The organism is Pseudoalteromonas sp. SWXJZ94C (assembly GCF_015864385.1).
In the GTDB taxonomy this organism is placed as follows: Bacteria; Pseudomonadota; Gammaproteobacteria; order Enterobacterales; family Alteromonadaceae; genus Pseudoalteromonas.
The window spans coordinates 34,358-52,839 of sequence record NZ_JADYXF010000013.1; the positions used below are offsets into that span (position 1 = coordinate 34,358).

The 18,482-nt window shown below is 37.8% G+C and carries 12 protein-coding genes; 9 read left to right on the top strand and 3 right to left on the bottom strand.

Annotated features, from left to right (window positions below; genetic code table 11):
- Positions 1-163 precede the first annotated feature (163 nt).
- Positions 164-2,080, bottom strand: coding sequence for a molecular chaperone DnaK (dnaK, locus tag I6F65_RS07435; RefSeq protein WP_166113899.1), 1,917 nt, complete (start codon positions 2,078-2,080; stop codon positions 164-166).
- Positions 2,081-2,321: 241 nt separating this feature from the next.
- Between dnaK and I6F65_RS07440 the strand changes: the two genes are divergently transcribed.
- The 7 genes from I6F65_RS07440 (at position 2,322) to I6F65_RS07470 (ending at position 13,595) form a co-directional block, all read left to right on the top strand.
- Positions 2,322-3,137: a thioesterase family protein gene (locus I6F65_RS07440; RefSeq protein WP_024610937.1), complete on the top strand. Its 816-nt coding sequence runs from the start codon at positions 2,322-2,324 to the stop codon at positions 3,135-3,137.
- Positions 3,138-3,483: 346 nt separating this feature from the next.
- Entirely contained in the window at positions 3,484-4,650 is a 1,167-nt protein-coding gene (locus I6F65_RS07445) for a PqiA/YebS family transporter subunit (protein WP_024610938.1), read from the top strand.
- Positions 4,647-6,302 (top strand): intermembrane transport protein PqiB, encoded by a 1,656-nt coding sequence (pqiB, locus tag I6F65_RS07450; protein ID WP_197112242.1) that lies wholly within the window; start codon positions 4,647-4,649, stop codon positions 6,300-6,302. Before I6F65_RS07445 ends, pqiB begins: the two co-directional genes overlap by 4 nt.
- Entirely contained in the window at positions 6,302-6,910 is a 609-nt protein-coding gene (locus I6F65_RS07455; RefSeq protein WP_197112244.1) for a PqiC family protein, read from the top strand. The genes pqiB and I6F65_RS07455 overlap by 1 nt, the downstream gene beginning before the upstream one ends.
- Before the next feature lie 179 nt (positions 6,911-7,089).
- Positions 7,090-8,076, top strand: a complete 987-nt coding sequence (locus I6F65_RS07460) for a hypothetical protein (RefSeq protein ID WP_197112246.1) — start codon at positions 7,090-7,092, stop codon at positions 8,074-8,076.
- A 1,104-nt stretch (positions 8,077-9,180) separates the two neighbouring features.
- Positions 9,181-11,676: a di-heme oxidoredictase family protein gene (locus I6F65_RS07465; RefSeq protein ID WP_231613132.1), complete on the top strand. Its 2,496-nt coding sequence runs from the start codon at positions 9,181-9,183 to the stop codon at positions 11,674-11,676.
- A 536-nt stretch (positions 11,677-12,212) separates the two neighbouring features.
- A complete protein-coding gene (locus I6F65_RS07470) occupies positions 12,213-13,595 on the top strand; it encodes a Na+/H+ antiporter NhaC family protein (RefSeq protein ID WP_197112248.1) in 1,383 nt (460 codons plus the stop codon).
- 128 nt (positions 13,596-13,723) lie between these two features.
- Here I6F65_RS07470 and I6F65_RS07475 read toward each other — a convergent pair whose 3' ends face one another.
- Positions 13,724-16,606 (bottom strand): insulinase family protein, encoded by a 2,883-nt coding sequence (locus I6F65_RS07475; protein ID WP_197112250.1) that lies wholly within the window; start codon positions 16,604-16,606, stop codon positions 13,724-13,726.
- A gap of 179 nt (positions 16,607-16,785) precedes the next feature.
- On the opposite strand from I6F65_RS07475, the gene I6F65_RS07480 reads away from it, so the two are divergent.
- A complete protein-coding gene (locus I6F65_RS07480; RefSeq protein ID WP_166114851.1) occupies positions 16,786-17,205 on the top strand; it encodes an MAPEG family protein in 420 nt (139 codons plus the stop codon).
- An 86-nt stretch (positions 17,206-17,291) separates the two neighbouring features.
- Here I6F65_RS07480 and I6F65_RS07485 read toward each other — a convergent pair whose 3' ends face one another.
- Positions 17,292-18,050 carry a peptidylprolyl isomerase gene (locus I6F65_RS07485; RefSeq protein WP_024611132.1) on the bottom strand — a complete coding sequence of 253 codons (759 nt, stop codon included), beginning with the start codon at positions 18,048-18,050 and terminating at the stop codon, positions 17,292-17,294.
- Between the two features lie 245 nt (positions 18,051-18,295).
- Here I6F65_RS07485 and I6F65_RS07490 point away from each other — a divergent pair, with 245 nt between their 5' ends.
- Positions 18,296-18,466: a hypothetical protein gene (locus I6F65_RS07490; protein WP_173399987.1), complete on the top strand. Its 171-nt coding sequence runs from the start codon at positions 18,296-18,298 to the stop codon at positions 18,464-18,466.
- The last annotated feature ends 16 nt before the right edge of the window (positions 18,467-18,482 follow it).

An 18,482-nucleotide genomic window follows, 5' to 3' on the forward strand; every position in this document is an offset into this window, starting at 1 on the left:
CTGGATAAACCGATAAATCGCATCGATTTATCATTGAATTTTTAAACCTTGAATACATGCAAAAGGCGCGACAAGCTATTGCTCGCGCGCCTCAATTGTTCATCCTAACCTAAACACCTAACTGAGTTAAGTGTTTTTGGCTAGCGAGAAGCGGTAGCAACAATTACTTGTCGTCTTTCACTTCTTCGAACTCTGCATCAACAACATCGTCGTCTTGCTTAGATGATTGCTGTTGCTCGCCTGCATCTGCTGAACCTTGCTGTGCTTTCGCTTGAGCAATTTCCATCAGTTTTTGAGACTTTTCAGCAAGAGCTTGAGTTTTAGCTTCAATCTCTTCTTTATTGTCGCTCTTAATTGCAGCTTCTAAATCTACAACAGCAGCTTCAATCGCTTCTTTGTCTTCGCTTGGTAATGCATCGCCAGCTTCTTCAACTTGCTTACGTGTACCGTGAACTAAAGCGTCAGCTTGGTTACGAGCAGCTACAAGTTCTTCAAACTTTTTATCGTCTTCAGCATGTGCTTCTGCATCACGAACCATCGCTTCAATTTCGTCATCGCTTAAGCCTGAAGATGCTTGAATCGTAATCTTTTGCTCTTTACCTGTATCTTTATCTTTAGCAGATACATGTAAGATACCATCGGCATCAACATCAAATGTTACTTCAATTTGCGGTGTACCACGTTGTGCTGGACGAATACCTTCTAGGTTAAATTGACCTAGAGATTTATTGTCGCTTGAACGTTTACGCTCACCTTGAAGTACATGAATTGTTACAGCAGATTGATTATCTTCAGCTGTTGAGAACGTTTGCGATTTCTTAGTAGGAATCGTTGTGTTTTTCTCAATCAATGCAGTCATTACTGAACCCATTGTCTCAATACCTAGAGATAATGGAGAAACGTCTAGTAATAGTACATCTTTAACGTCACCAGCAAGTACACCACCTTGAATCGCTGCGCCTACGGCTACTGCTTCATCAGGGTTAACATCTTTACGAGGTTCTTTACCGAAGAACTCTGCAACGATTTTTTGTACTAAAGGCATACGTGTTTGACCACCAACAAGAATAATGTCGTTGATGTCGCTTACTGATAAATCAGCATCAGCAAGTGCACGTTTAAGTGGTTCAATTGTTTTAGTTACTAAATCTTCAACTAGTGACTCAAGCTTAGCGCGTGTTAGTTTCACGTTCATGTGCTTAGGACCAGATGCATCAGCAGTTACATACGGAAGATTTACTTCAGTAGACTGTGCAGATGAAAGTTCAATTTTTGCTTTTTCAGCAGCTTCTTTAACACGTTGCATTGCAAGCGGATCATTTTTAAGGTCTAAGCCTTGATCTTTCTTGAATTCAGCTACTAGGTAGTTGATTACACGGTTATCGAAATCTTCACCACCTAAGTGAGTGTCGCCGTTTGTAGCTAGTACTTCAAATGTGTGCTCGCCTTCAACTTCATCAATTTCAATGATTGATAAATCGAAAGTACCGCCACCTAAGTCATATACTGCAACTACGTTTTCGCCACGGTTTTTATCCATGCCGTAAGCAAGTGCCGCAGCAGTTGGCTCATTAATAATACGTTTAACTTCAAGACCCGCAATACGACCAGCATCTTTTGTTGCTTGGCGTTGTGAATCGTTAAAGTATGCAGGTACTGTGATTACGGCTTCAGTTACTTCTTCACCTAAGAAGTCTTCAGCTGTTTTCTTCATTTTTTTCAGTACTTCAGCAGAAATTTGTGGTGCAGCGCGTTTTTCGCCGCCCGCTTCTACCCATGCATCACCGTTGTCGGCTTTAACAATTTTAAACGGCATGATGCCGATATCGCGTTGTACTTCTTCGTCTTCAAAACGACGACCAATTAAACGCTTGATTGCAAATAATGTGTTTGTCGGGTTAGTAACCGCTTGACGTTTAGCAGATTGACCTACTAATGTTTCACCGTCTTGCGTATAAGCAATAATAGACGGGGTTGTGCGATCGCCTTCCGCGTTTTCAATAACACGTGCTTTGCCACCATCAAGTACTGCAACACAAGAGTTTGTAGTACCTAAATCTATTCCAATAATTTTACCCATGAAATTTCTCCAACTTCAATATTCGTTAAACGTTCGATGACTAGTAAATAGGGTTGCTCCAAACTTATTTCAACTGTAAAAATGAAAAAAAATTCATTTTTTATGATTTATTTACAAAATAACCCTAATAACTGTAAGGAATGACTGTTTTTGAAGCGCTGGCAGTGACTTTTAATTACTGGTCTGACAAGTTTCTCTGTGTTATAAATTTACTAAATCGCACTTATTAAGGATATCTACCATGTATTTTGATCACTTACTTGAGCAAGCAGCAAAAATTGGCAAAGCACAAAGTACAGAACAACTAACGGCTACAATGCAATTTCCAGAAAACTGGTGCCAAGGCAGAACGGCTTTTGGTGGTCTTTCTGCTGCGCTGCTATATCAAGCAATAAGAGGTAAGGTAACGGAGGATCGTCGTTTACTGTCTTTAAGTACTAATTTTGTAGGTCCTTTACTTGCCGACACGCCTTTTTCTTTATCGGTTGAAATACTACGCCAGGGGAAAAGCAGCACTCAAGTACTTGCTAAAGCAATTCAAAACAATCAAGTCTGTGTAATAGTACAAGCATGTTTTGCTAAAAGTAGAGAATCAGCAATAAATGTACCTGTATCAAAATCACTAAGCTTAAAACCAGTAAATGAGCGCCATACTTTACCATTTGTTAAAGATCAAATGCCTGCATTTTTTCAACACGTTGATTTATGTCCACAACAAGGCGCTATGCCATTTAGCAGCGCAGAAACCTCTCATTTAGGTGGATGGATGCGCTTTAAACATACACCAGAGCAAATAACAGAGGCCCATGTTATTGCGCTTACTGACGCATGGCCGCCAACACTTTTACAAATGTTTAAACAACCCGCTCCTGCAAGTAGCATGTCGTGGTATTTAGAGTTTGTTCAAGAACCAAACTTAACACCTGGGGAATGGCTAGGTTTTGAAGCAATCACTCATCATTCAAAAGATGGTTATGGATTAGAGGATGGTTGTATTTGGTCGCAATCAGGAGAGTTAATTGCACTAACACGCCAAACTGTAGCGTTATTTGATTAAACCCCTTTAAATGCCCAAGTAACTTTTAAGTGGTTAAGCCTTAATGACTAAACTTAACCCTTTTTACTGCGCTATTTTCTTGCCCCTACTTCACTTAATTATTAAGCGGGCTTTGTATAGCAAGTCAGCTTAATGAAGGTGTTAAATTATAATGACTACGTAATTAATGTGAGTTTAACGCGCGGCCTTTGTATTCAACTAAGTACGAATTAGATTTTCGCGTTGTATTAATGCAGCAAATATAGCAAAATTCAGTAACGTCACTTTATATTAGGTTAACAATTTGCAAACTGTATGCCCTTGCTGCGACCTAATTGTTGATATCCCTCGCATCATTGCAAAACAAATGGCTATATGTCCGCATTGTCATCATAAATTGTGCGAAGCTGATGTTAATCATGATAACCGTATTGTTGCGCTTAGTTTTAGCGCTTTACTAATGCTTTTAAGCAGTGTTTTTTACCCGTTTCTTTCATTTAGTAGTAGCGGAATAACACAAACGATTACCCTACCCGATGCCGCGCGTATATTGTTTAATTACGACAGTGAATTACTCGGCTTATTTATAGATTTAAGCATTATTGCTCTGCCTATGAGCTTACTCCTTATTTTAATACCTTTGCATCTTGGTGTATTAAAAACACTACCACAAGGCATTGCTAGGAGACTCCTAAAATTTACACTTGCTCTAGAGCCTTGGATCATGTCGGAAATATTTTTAATCGGTGTGCTCGTAAGCATGGTTAAAATTATGTCGCTTGCTGATATTAGCTTTGGTATTAGCTTTTGGGCTTATGTAGGCTTTGTTATTTTATATATAGCAGCGCTTGCCCACTTAAACCGTCCCCGATTATGGGCTCAAATTAAGCCAATAAAAATACTTGAAGGTGCTCAGCATGCAAAACGTGCAATTGATGAAAACATAAAGGCATGCCATGTGTGCCATCAATTATGTAGTGGGAATGTTTGCCAGCGTTGTCATACAAAAACACATGTAAGAAATCCTTATAGTGTGCAAAAAGCGGCAGCTTGGTTAATAACCTCTGTTGTTTGCTATATTCCGGCGAACATTTTACCAATTATGCACACCACCAGCTTAGGAGACGAATCGCCTTCGACTTTAATTGGCGGTGTAATCACGCTATGGAAAAGTGGCTCGTACCCTATTGCAACGATTATATTTTTAGCCAGTGTTGTTGTCCCACTCGCTAAAGCATTTGTACTGAGCTTTTTATGTATCATGGTTGCAAGACCCGCTAATAGCCACACAAAAGGTTATACCCGTATTTATCAACTAACTGAATTCATAGGTAAATGGTCTATGATAGATGTATTCGTGGTTGCTATATTAGTTGCCTTAGTTCAATTGGGTAATTTAATGTCGGTAACTCCTGGTTTAGGCATTGTATTTTTTACGATTATGGTAATATGCCAAATGATGGCTGCCCACGCCTTTGACCCACGATTACTGTGGGATTCACCTAAAAACAAAACTTCAGAGACTAAAGCATGACCGAAACAGCCGAAATAACAAAAGAACCTAAAATCTCCGCCATCTGGATCATTCCGACTATTGCGCTGTTAGTGGGTGTTTGGATGCTGTATCAGTATCAGTCGAATAAAGGACCTACTATTTTTATTGAGATGCCTCAAGCAGAAGGCATTATTGCGGGTAAAACCGAAATAAAAGTACGCAGTGTTAAAATAGGTCAAATAGATCATGTTCGCCTATCAGACACGCAAGACAGCGTAATTGCTAGAGCCCAAATAGATAAACATTATAACGAGTTATTAACTGACGATGCCAAAATGTGGGTAGTAAAACCCCGCATTGATGAAACCGGTATAAGCGGTATGAGTACCCTTTTATCGGGTGTGTATTTAGAGTTTTCGCCTGGTGAAAGTAAACAATTAAAAGAAAAATTTACATTACAAGACGAACCCGCACTTATTGGTAAAGACGTTAAAGGTGGGCGCTTTAAGCTACTAAGCTATAAAGCAGAAGTGCTTGATGTGAGTACAGGTATATTTTTCAAAAACTATAAAATTGGACAGATAGAAACCGCTACATTTGATTGGGAAAACCAAGCAATGAAATACGGTATTTTTATTAAAGAACCGTATCAAAATCTTATTACATTAAATTCTATTTTTTGGGTTAATGCCGGAATCGAAATTGACCTCTCTGCCGACGGAATTAATATAAATACAGGTTCGTTAAGTAAACTTTTAAAAGGTGGTATATCTGTTGGTTTGCCTGAGCAACAAGCCCCTGGCGATATAGCAGATGATGGTTATAGCTTTTCACTAAGCCAAAGCTATAAAGAAGCACTTGAAGAGCGCTTTTATGACTTTGATTACTACCTTATTGAGTTTGAGCAATCTATTAGAGGCTTGCGTTCTGGTGCTCCGGTAGAATACCGCGGTATGCGAGTTGGTACCGTTGTAGAAGCCCCTGCCAATGTTATTATTGACGGTAAGCCTGCACACTTTAGAAATAACAATACCGCCGTTCCAGTATTAATAAAAGTTGAATATGGACGCCTTTATCACGATAGTTCATCAGCAAAAGAATATTGGCAAGGCAGTTTAAAAGGCTGGATTAAAAACGGTATGCGCGCCTCACTAAAACCGGGTAATTTATTAACAGGTGCTGTGTATGTCGACTTTGATATTTATCCTGATGCACCAGAAGCACACTTAGACAAACTTGTGCAGTATGATGTTTTCCCAAGTATTTCTAGTGGTATAACCGTACTAGCAGATCAGGTTTCTGATGTACTTAATAAAGTAAACGATCTAAAAATTGAAGATAGCTTAGAGCAAATGCAAGCAACCTTCACTGATTACCAAGCGCTTGCTAACGATATGCGAAAGCTGTTAAGTCAAAAAGATACGCAAAACTTACCTGGTGACTTTAACCGTAACTTTGAAAAAATGACAAAGAGTATGGAGCAGTTTGAAGTGACTATGCGTCAATTTGATAAAACAATGGCAAGTTACCAAGCCGGTTCAGAGCTTCACCATCAAATACAACAAACGTTAAAAGAATTTAAACGTTTGAGTGAAGGGCTACAACCATTAACCCGAGGTTTAAACGAGCAACCCAATATGTTGATTTTTGATAAGTCACTCCCTACCGATCCAACACCAAGGAAGCAATAATGAAATCGCTATTTTTATCAGCCACATTAATTTTGCTATTGAGTGCATGCAGTTCATCAATACAAACTGCGACGCAATATTATCAGTTTGAGCAACCAATTGGGGCGTCGTCTCGCAATGTTAGCGCAACAGATGCACAGCTAAGAATACAAACTGTTGTGCTTAGAGGCGCGTTGAATAACTTAGGTATTGCTATGAAAATAGACAGTAACCAAATCCACGCTGCTAATTACAACTTATGGGGCGAATCGCCAGATGTAATGCTAACTGCTACGGCTCAGCAAACATTGTTTAACGCAATGCCTAATTGGATGGTAATAAAAGGCTTGCCGGTAATAACAGAAATAGACCAACAAAAGTTTTACGAACTAGAGTACGAAATACATCACTTTAATGGTGACTTAAAGGGTAATGCAGATATATCGGGTCTTTGGCGATTATATTACACACACCCAGAGACCGGCAGGCGTTTGATCAGCATCCATAACTTTTCAAACTTAGTCCCTATTGATGATGATGGTTACGACGGTTTAGTTTCGGCACTAGAAAATATATGGCTAAACATCAACCTAAATGTCGCTAAAGAAATAGAACAAGCAAGACTGTAGTTTTGAGCTTATTCATTGCTTTCCACTAAAGAAGCACTTGTTAGTTAGCTAAAAAAGAAGAATGAGGGGTCATTAAAATTAATAAAAATGAACCCCTTCATAATATATTATTATTTTAAAAGTATGTAACAACCAGCATGTAAATTGCCTATTTTCAATAACTTAAAACGGAATTATAAATGAAAGAAGTTGAGGTCGCTTATACCGACTTAGAATTAATGCAAATGGGAAATGATGAACGAGCTCATGTTGTAAGTCAAAGGAAGATGATTAGTGCTGGGGTTGGCGGGCTTGTTTTATTGGCCGCTGCATATAGCTTTTTTATTGCTGCAAAGTTTTTCTTTCTTGATGTTCCTTTAATAGAACCTTTATATTTTATTACTAGCCCTTTCTGGTGCATACCGTTACTATTTTTAACAAGGTCTGTTTTTTTTAGAACACTCTTAGCTATTTGGGTTACAGTCTCCCTTCCTTTCCTTTTTACTTTTACGTTTACAATTCAAGATTTTTACTTCGGAACGAGCATTAATTTCGATTATCTCTTTAGTAATTTGAGTCAATTTTACGAACTTGCCTATGGAGATATAGGTTCAAAATTACAACATTTAACTATATCTAGAGCACTTTCTCTTGAACAACATAAAATATTTATGAGCGGTATTATGCTTATTAACTCACTCGTGTTGGTTATCTGCTTTTCTATGTTTTATCGTATTTGTTACGACGTAATATTAGGTTTTAGCAAAAACAAACCAACGCTTGAAGTTAATGGTTTTTTTCAGTACTTAGGTGGTTTGTTCATTGTATTTGCAACCTACTTCATCCTTGCTCATCTGCTTATACTTACAAAAGATCTTCCTTTCGGCTTAGGTATATTTATTGCTTGGAATGTAATGTTTTACCCATTTTTAGGTATTCGATTAGCCTTAACAAATTCCAAAAGAAAAACTAAAGACAAAATAGGCACAATGTTTACGCGTTATTACATCGTATTTGGATTGGTCATTTTTCCTTTATCATTATATTTGAGTGGTAGCTTAATGGTAAAAATACAAGGAATATTATCGGGTAGCATATTCTCTATTTTGTTTTTTTTGCCGGTCATTTTAGTGCCATTTTTTCTTTATTCGTTAAAAGACAAAAAAGTACAAGAACAAAGTGATTAAATAAAAGCACTAACTACAGTTATAGTTTTACTCGCTGTAACTGTAGTTATAAATGTGAAGGCATAATGTCTCATAAAAAGGTCGAAGGTCCTCTATACTGAGCGAAAAACGAGCGCGAAAGGTGTTAGAGCCCTTTCATAATTTGTTGTATATTCCAAATATATTACATCGATAAAATTTCATAACATTCGCTAATATTTGCTAACCCTGACTAGGGTCTGTTGATCTTTGCGGATTAAAATTTGTTCAAACTAGGGGCTATTTAATCGCGGCGCGAGATTTGTAACCTAGTGGGCTAAGTCAAAACCGAGCAACAAAGAGTAAATAGCCCCTAGGAAGAACCCTTTGGGCAGCGCCTGTTTGGCATTAATGCTACGTTATCGCCTATTTATGGGGAATAACCACACTGTATAGGCTCTGCCTTGCCTAAATACCAAACAGACTGCTGCAAATTTAACCTTGAAAGATCAACAGACCCTAGCGTTTTATAGATTCAAATATCATTTCCAACATACCTTAAAACCTCACTAAAACCCCATTCGTAATTGTGCAACCAACTTTAAACTTAATATCATTTTTTTGAATTCAAATATCAAAGTATTTTTAATTAAAAACATACCTCCTCTAAATTTAAACACAAACCTAATTCTGACACATCCCCCACACTATTTACCGATACCTTGTAAACCCCACTTTAGGTACAATGTATTTTGCATTCATGCTTTTGGGTTGTGTATTTATATACATGAATGTAATTAATACATGCTCGTTTAATACCAATTCGCTTAATTTAGAGGTCTATTTTGAAGTAATAAAACGGTGTCGATAACAAGGTATAAATTATCGAAAAGCAAGGAACTTAATAGTAAGGAGTAAAGGTATTGGGCAGTTGGTAAATGATTTTTTAATTCTTACTTTGTTTTTAGCAAGTAAAAATTAACTTCATAAAACCCTAAAACCTGCGCAACTCTACTTACCATTTAACAGCTTTAAACCATTTATATATCACGTTTAATTATCTGTTTTATAAAAGATAAAAGCGGTAGGTGTAGTAAAAACTGAGGTTAATCCCTTAGTAATTGGATATTTTTTAAGGAAAATAATATGAAAAAAAGCACACTGCTTGGCTGTGCTATTAGTATTACTTTGTGTTCAATCACACAAGTACATGCAACGGTTAATAATCAATTAAATAAAGGTATTTTTAATACCTTAAGTACAGATACTAATGTTGTTGCTAATGAACAGTTTGGTATTGAAATAAGCTCACAAACGAGTATTACATTTTTTGTAAATACATCTGACTGGGCTGATGTACATTATATTTTAAACAGCGATAATCAACATAATGCTCGCATGATTATAAATGGCTCACGTAATACCAGGACACTACCGGGCTTGAGCAATGGCGACATTATTAAGTACTCATATACTTATTTAGATGAGAGTGGAGCAGCAAAAGACTCACCTTGGAGTACCTATATTTTTAATGCTGTTGTTGATAGTACAGATTCAGATAATGATGGTGTTAATGACACCGAAGATCTATGCCCTAACACAGCAACTAACGTAGTTGTTGATGCAGTCGGTTGTATAATTGAGCCTAATGATAATGAAGAAGAAACTGACGTAGGTAGTATTGTCCCGTTATATGACAATTCAACAGTACTTGAGCATGCTATTTCTTTTGATCGTGGTGATGCACTCGTTACTCGCTTTGCAGACAGAGGACGGGATCGCCATGCAAAAGAGGATCAATTTCAAGCTTACGATCACTATTTATCGCATTATTGGACACACCGTACCGCACAATTCGAATTTGTTGATTATGTTGCTAAAGGCGGCGATTCAATTGAAATCACTTTTATCACAGAGTGGAAATTAGACGCCAAAGAATTTAGAGCTTGGTATCGAGGTTTAAATACCGTTGCAGAATACCATGGTAATCTTGGCGGTGGAGTGATTGAATTAGATAATGGTAGTTATGACCATGATTTTAATAAAATAAGCGATACAGGTAATCAATATCGATATAAATTAGTTATTAATGATTATCGCCCATTAAATTGGTCTCCAACTAATGTTATGCCTCTAGAAGTTGGTCAACGTATGGAGTTTGAAGTGAGCCAATTTTTAGATGTATCAGTTCCTGAAGGTCGCACAAACTACTATGGAACAACTTATTTATATATTGTTGGTGAAGGTTTAGCCCCTTGGAAAACCGTTGGCGACTTCGATGATAAGAATTCTGAACGTGAAGATTCATACCCAATTGCTCAAAATGGTCGCCTAGGTGGCGGTACCACCCTACCTTATAACTACACTAACGAACCTGATAACCACTTTATGCAAATGGCTACCAATTTATCAAACGTAAACGGTCAAGCATTTGTACTAGGTCGACGAATTCACCACACTAACTTTACCACGGGTGGACACGACGAAAGTGTTGAAAATGGTATTTTCACTGAGCTTGTAGGTAAAGCTGGTACCCATTATGTTAATGCCTCTTGTTCTGGTTGCCATGAACGTAATGGTCGGGCTTCAGTTGCTGATACCGGCGTTCCTTTAGATAAGTGGGTATTTGCAATCGCTGATGCTGACTCTCAGCCAGACCTTTTGAGAGGGAGTGTATTACAGCCTAGTAATATTGGGATTAACTCCGCCTTGGGTGAAGGTACGGTAACAATTGCCTCATGGACTGAAAATAATGGTCTGCGCTCTCCAAATTATGAATTTTCTAGTGGCAGACCCGCCCGTTTCTCAGCTCGATTGGCACCTCAATTAGTGGGCTTAGGTTTGCTTGAGGCAATCAACGAAGAAACAATATTAGAGCGAGAAGATAAAGATGACATTGATGGTGATGGTATCTCAGGTAAAGCGCGATTATCAATAGACCCACTTACTGGTGAAACGCGTTTAGGTCGTTTTGGCTACAAGGGCAATGCAACGTCTATTAAACATCAAGTTGCTGGTGCATTAAATACTGACATGGGTGTAATGACATCGGTAAAGCCAACACCTGATTGTGGCCCTAATCAAACAACCTGTGGAAATGAATTGGGTAGTGAGCTGTCCGATGAAAATTTAAATAATTTAGTTAAATATATTTCTTTGTTAGGTGTTCGTGCACAACGCGACCTTGATAACGATAATGTTATTCTAGGCGAAACCATATTTAATGAGATTGGGTGTGAAAGTTGTCATCGCAGCACAATGAAAACCAGTGAGTTTGCACCATTAGCCGAATTACGAAACCAAACTATTCGCCCGTTTAGTGATTTATTATTGCATGATATGGGCGAAGGTTTAGCTGATAACTTAGGCGCTGGTAATGTAACAGGCGCAGAATGGCGCACAACTCCACTTTGGGGCTTAGGTTTATCCGCTTGTGTTACTGGTGGTGTTACTAACCCTACCGGTTATCAAGGTGATGATGTGTGTAAGCCTAACGCTAACTATTTGCATGATGGACGAGCGCGTACTATCAATGAAGCAATTATGTGGCATGGCGGCGAGGCTGAAAGTGCACGTATTGCCTATGAAAGCATCACTTCATCAGAACAATCAGCATTGTTAACATTTTTAAATTCGCTTTAAAATAAGTCATTAACTAAGGCTATTAACGTTGGTCGAGCTTATATCTGATTAAGAGGATTTACGAGTCCGTTAAATCATAATGATATTTAGGTTTGTTACTTACAGTTCAAGTTAATAATTAAAGCCTACGCTATTTTCCCAACAGCGTAGGCTTTTTATTTTAGGCATTATGATTCGCTTTTTAAGATGAATGAAAGTTCAATACTAGGGCGTGTTGATCTTTGTGGATTAAAATAAATGTTATTTAATGCATTTATTTATTGACTGAAATTAAAAAGCAGATTATTTTTGCGCTGATGTTTTTACAGGCACAACAATAGCGGTTTGCACTCCTTGCACCGTCTGGCGCCAAAGCCAACGCGTTTCATTAAAATGGCTATTTAACATAACCATTTAGTGACCATCCCGCGCGTACAAAAGCAGTGACTTGGAATATGATTTAACAACAAACTTATCATCTTCTTTGTTTTTGTATAAGCAGTTTAAAAATTATACTTTTAATTTTTATGCATGCTTTTAATTTTGTGAATACTTAAATGCTTGAACCTTCTGCGTTGAGTTTACTACCACCGTTAGTGGTGGTTGTATTGGCTGTTGTATTACGCCGCCCTATTTTATCTTTACTTATTGGTGCTTTAGTTGGTTTAGTTATAGCCGACCCTGCACAGGTACTTACTAACTTTGCGAGTACATCGCTAAAAGTGATGACAGACGAAACCATCGGCTGGCTAATACTTGTATGTGGTGGCTTTGGTGCACTCATCGCGCTATTAGTACGTACAGGTGGCGCATCGGCTTTTGGCAAGCTAGCTCTTAAATACACCAAAGGTAAACGCTCATCTTTGTTTATGACCTTTTGCTTAGGTGTGGTTATTTTTATTGATGACTACTTAAATGCGCTTACCGTGGGTGAAACCATGAAACGCATTACCGATAAATTTAAAGTTAGCCGTGAAATGCTTGCCTATGTTGTTGACTCTACTGCCGCACCAATCTGTGTACTTGTTCCTTTATCTACTTGGGCGGTATTCTTTAGTGGCTTACTGGTAGATAACGGTATTGCTGAAGAAGGCAAAGGTATTGCTGTTTATATTCAAGCTATTCCGTACATGTTTTACGCGTGGTTTGCCGTGCTTGTTGTTTTACTTGTTGTACTAGGTGTTATTCCTGCAATTGGTCCGATGAAAAAAGCAGAACAAATGGCGAAAATTGAGCAAGCTCAAGTCGACCCTGCTCAATACAGTGACGTTCAAACAGCAGATGAATACGCAGTAAAAGCAGCTGAAGAAAACTTTGAAGATGCCGACCCTAAAGGTAAATTACGTAACTTTTTAGTGCCTATTATTTTATTGGTGGCGTTTACGGTTTACTTTGAAATAGACGTATACAAAGGCTTACTAGCAACAATGGCGGTCACTCTCCCGTTTTATGCGCTACAAAAATTAATGAGCGTAAGTGAAATGATTGAGCGCATGCTTGATGGCTTTAAAAGTATGATCCCCGCTATTGGTACTGTTATAGCGGCGTTTATATTCAAAGATGTATGCGACTTAATTGGTTTACCTCAGTTTGTTATTGGCAGTTTAAGCCCTTATATGACCGCTGCATATTTACCAGCCGTGGTATTTATTTCAATGGCTATTTTAGCGTTTGCAACAGGGTCGAGTTGGGGTATTTTTGCTGTATCAATTCCGATTGTTATGCCACTGGCAAATGCGGTTGATGCAAACATACCACTGGTCATTGGTGCGCTATTATCGGCTTCTTCTTTTGGTAGCCAAGCGTGTTTTTACTCAGATTCAACGGTGCTCGCAGCGCAAGGTTCTGGTTGTAATTTAATGAGCCATGCCGTTACACAATTGCCTTACACGCTAATTGCTGCGACATTAGCTGTTATAGGCTTTTTAATAATGGCTTGAATTTGCTTAAATAAAAACCCCAATGTAGCAATACATTGGGGTTTATTTTTAACTGTATTATACCAAACCGCAGTAATACTTAATCAATTTGAGAGATTAAATCTGACGCGAATTGGTATAAATAAAGCTTATTTTTGTAGTTTAATACCATTGTAATAGGCATCAAGCGTTGTAATTTTAGTTTGATTTGGTAAATCGGCAAAATCACTTTCAATAAACTTAGTACCGCGTAACTGCACATTTAAACGTGCCGCATTAGGGTTAAGCATTGTTTGCTTGTAGTAGTCTTTTATATCAGCAAGTGTTACTTTTTCAACTTCATCTATTAGCTTTTGCTTAGAATCAAAAGTAAAGTTTTCACGGTACCAATCATTTATAAGCGGGCTCATTTCGTCACTTAAGTTTTTAGGCTGCTCTTTAAGCGATACAAGGGTAGAGTTTTTAAGTTGCCCAAACGTCTCTTCGCTCATGTTATCAAGTTCAACTGCGTACTCTTTTTTAAACTTATCAAAACGAGCTTGTATTTCTTTTGGTCCTTTAACTGGTGTTTGAATATACAAACCAATTGCTGAGTAATCTTCAATTGGGCGAGCTAATGCACCTACTGCGTATGCAAGTTGCTCCTCTGTACGCATTTTATCAAACGCAACTGTTCTAAAGTGGCTTTGTAATACAGCCGCTTCTGCTTTTTGTTTGTAACCCGCAACAGGGTGAACGGTCATATCAACCACCGCTACATCTGCTACATCAATATCTTTTTGCAATACCAGCGTTTCGCCCGGTTGTGGTAACCACGCTTTGCTGCGTGCAAATTCACTGTGTGTATGGTTGTTTGGTAATGTTGCACTTAATTCGTCTGCAATCGCGTCTATATCTTGCTGATTGTAGTTACCGTAACTAAATACGCGTAAATCGTTTTGTGCAAACGTAGCTGTTTTTAATTGTGCTAAGTCGGCAACACTCACTGAGTCAGCGGCTTTAATAAGTGCGTCTGTATCAAAACCACCTGTACGCGTTAGTTTTGAATACTCGCCAAATGCTTGTGCATACGGAAACTGTTTTTGTTGGTTTAGTAAATTACGTTTAAAGCGATCAACTGCTTGGCTAAATGCTTGTGCTGTTTCATCGGCTTTTAATCCGGTTAAAGCTTGTTTAAGCAATACATCTTGCTTATCTGTAAAACCACTCATAGATAAAACAAGACCATTACTTGGCGCAAGGCTTACGCTCATGCCGGCAACGGCCGCTTCAGTACTTAACTGACTTTGTTGAATATTATATAAATCGGCCCAAACAGAATAAAGGACTTCTGCTTTAATATCGTTCAAACCTGGTTGAGTATTTATATAAACTTCAACAAGCCCTTTTGGCTGCTCTGCAAATTTTTGACTTGCTTGGCGCCATACTTTTACACCATTTTTATCGTAAGCAAGTTCTGGGTGTTTTTGCTCTTTAAATGCTTGAGTTTTTATTGCAAAATTATCAGGCAATAAATTGTTTACAGTCGGTAGTACTAACTTAAATTCGCTTGGTTTTTTCCAGCTGGCAATCTCTTGTTCGCTAATATCACTAATGCGGTATTTGCCGTCGTAAAAGTGTAGTTGCGAGTCAGTCTCTTCTTGCTGCGATACATACCAAATACGAAGAGTATCGGCATTTAACTGCTCAAGTACTTTATTTACAGCGTCAGCGTCAAACTTTGCATAATAGTAAGGTGCATTAATAGCGTGATTTAACGGGTAATCTTGCATGCTTTGTGTAAGCGAGCTTACATAATTAAACTCATCACCTTTTTCTAAAAACTTAAACTGGTTATTTAGTGATGTACGAATTTCGTTGAAGTACTTGCTATCAACGCCCTCTTTTTTAATTAAATCGATGTACTGCATAATAGTCGCAACTATTTCGTCACGATTTTTCATACCTTCATCCGTAAGTTCTACATTTACGTTTAATGACCCGTAGTTGCCATATTGATTTGGTGCAGCTGAAGCTGAAAGCTGTGCTACCCACCCTTTGTCGCGAAGCAGTTGTGCTGGGCTGCCTGGCATTTCGTTACTTAATAAGTACGCTACAAACCGGTTTGGCTTAAGTGCAAATTCGCTATTATTATTAGCAATGGTGAAATCAAGTTGCAGCTGTTTTACATCTTCATTTGGTGCGTAAAACACACGTTTTCCGCCAGCGTTATCAAAATCAACTTTTGCAGTCACTGTTGGCTTTTCGATATTTTTATTTTTTATATCAGCAAAGTATTTTTGCGCTTTTTGCTCCATTTCAGCAATAGATAGATTTGAAATAAGCGCTACTTTCATAATATTTGAAGAGTAATATTTATTATAAAAATCAACTGTTTCTTTATGAAGTGAGCTACCTTCTTTGTCGCCAAGTGTTTCTAGGTTACCAATTAAAAAACGGTTAGCAGGATGATCGCCCATCATTTTACGCGCGAGTTTAAATTGACCAAAAAAGTCCATTTCGCGGCGCATTGACCACTCTGCATTCACTGCATTTTTTTCTTTATCTGTGTATTCTGGGTATAACTTAGGCGCTTTGAAAAAGTCAGCAAAACGGTCTAGCCCTTCATCAAACGCGTCGTTATTAATTTTAAACATGTAATTAGTAATATCGAGCCACGTGTAAGCATTGTGCGCGCCACCATTTTTGGTCATAAAATCAGAATACCCTTTTGTGTCTGGGTAACGATCGGTGCCTAAAAACAGCATGTGCTCTAAATAATGCGCCATACCTTGTTGCGACATTGGGTCGTGCAGTAAACCAACACCAACGCTTAGTGCTGCTGCCGATTTTTCCGCGCTCGGATCAGACACTAAAATAACTTCAATGTCGTTTGCTAATTTGAGTGTTTTATATTCGCGGTTATCGTTAGGACTTACAACTAACGTGTCTGATAATAAAGAGGCCGGAGGCGCCACAGAAACAGGTGATATGTTAGAACAACCACTTAATACGGCTAATGCGATAGCACTAAAACCAATTATTTTTTTCATTTTATTTTCCATTAAAAATCATCGCGCAAAATATAGAGTGCGCCAGTTGAAAGCAATATAGTAAAGCTAAACTAACATTTTAAATTAATGATATGCCACAAAATAACGCTTAATTGTGTAACACATTGTGAAAAACATCTTCATACTCAATTGTAAACTCAAATAAATAAGGAAGATCAATGGAAAAAGTAATAATTTTAGCAATGTTCGTTCAAGTAACTCTCTCACTTATCGTAATGATTATAATGGGGAAAAGACGCTTTGCTGCAGCTAAAAACAAGCAGCTAAATTTAAGCGATTTTAAAACAATGCAATTAGATAACGCTGGCGACACTGTTAGGGTTGCAGATAGAAACTTTTCAAACCAGTTTGAAATACCTGTACTTTTTTTTGCGGGGTGTTTACTTGCACTGCAACTAAATAGTGCCAGTACACTCGTGGCTATATTGGCGTGCATATTTGTAGTATCGCGCATTGTACATAGTGTTATTCATTTAGGTGGGAATAATATACGGGCGCGCTTTAATGTATTTTTACTAGGGTGTATTTGTGTATTTGCATTGTGGCTTGTGATGATATGGCGAATACTTGCTTTTTAAGTAACCGTCTTTTATACATTGGTTTGAAGTAACAATACCAAGTGATAAGCGACGCTAGCCTAGCTACGCCGCTTATAATATTAAGTTTACTTAGTACGTTTTAAACGAGGAAGCACAAGTAAAAAAGCACCTAAAAGCCAAGCAATTCCACCACCCGAACTATCCTCAGAAACCGGTTCTGAAGGTGACGTATCATTATCTATTAACGTGTTTAATGTTACGGTTAAACCTTGTGATGAATTGGGATCGTCATCTAATACCGAAACGCTTTGTATAGAAACTAAGTTAGTGCTGCTAATTGTTACATCGTTGCTTGAACACTGCTCTGACGTAATACCAACAACAGGCGTTTCTCCACAATGAACCAAGGCTGCAATATTATCGAGTGTAACTTGGCTTGCTGCAGTAATTTGTCCAAATACTGTAAAACCACCATTTTGGGTATCTAATTGAGAACTGCCGGCGCTATTATCCGACATATTAAAAAACCATTGGCTTGTAGCGCTATCAGGGTTTCCGCCTAATTTTGCCATCGCAATCGTACCTTTAACATTTGAAAATATAGGCTCATTAATAATCGCAGGTTTAGTTTCAATAGCATCAAAATCATCTGAAAAAGTAAAACCGCCACCTTGAATAACAAAGTTATTAATTGAGCGATGAATAACAGTTTGATTATACGCTTCGTCATCAATATAGCTTAAAAAGTTTTCGACTGTATTCGGCGTTTCTTGATCAAATAAATTTATCACAATAATACCTTGGCTGGTTTGCATTTCAACAATAGTTGCAGTGCTTGCAAAGCTCGCAGAGGCTAGTAATGAGCCAAGTAATAGTTTTTTCATGTTACATCCTGTTGTTATATTTATTTGAACGAATTGTTAATTTGCAAGTAGATTAATATCACTTGCCAGATAAATCGATAGCAAAGTGCTAATTGATACAAATTAGACCGTATTGATAACATTTTAATTACATAACTTTATATACCTTTAAGTTATATAAATCTATAGGGTTAAAACCAAATCATCTTTCCTTGTTTAGTGTTTTTGTTACTATCAATCAAAATAATAAAATACGGGTAAAGTTCATGTCAGACACTAAACACACCATTTGCGATTTCGGTTTACACAAAGGCGAGGCTTACACAAAGCTACCAGCAAGCTTTTTAACGTGGATGATAGCTGCTAAACATCAAAAATCTGAGTATGCGAGCAAAGAACTAAAACGCAGGCAGCAAGCAGCTACAAACCGCAATTAAACTAAAAATGTAAATA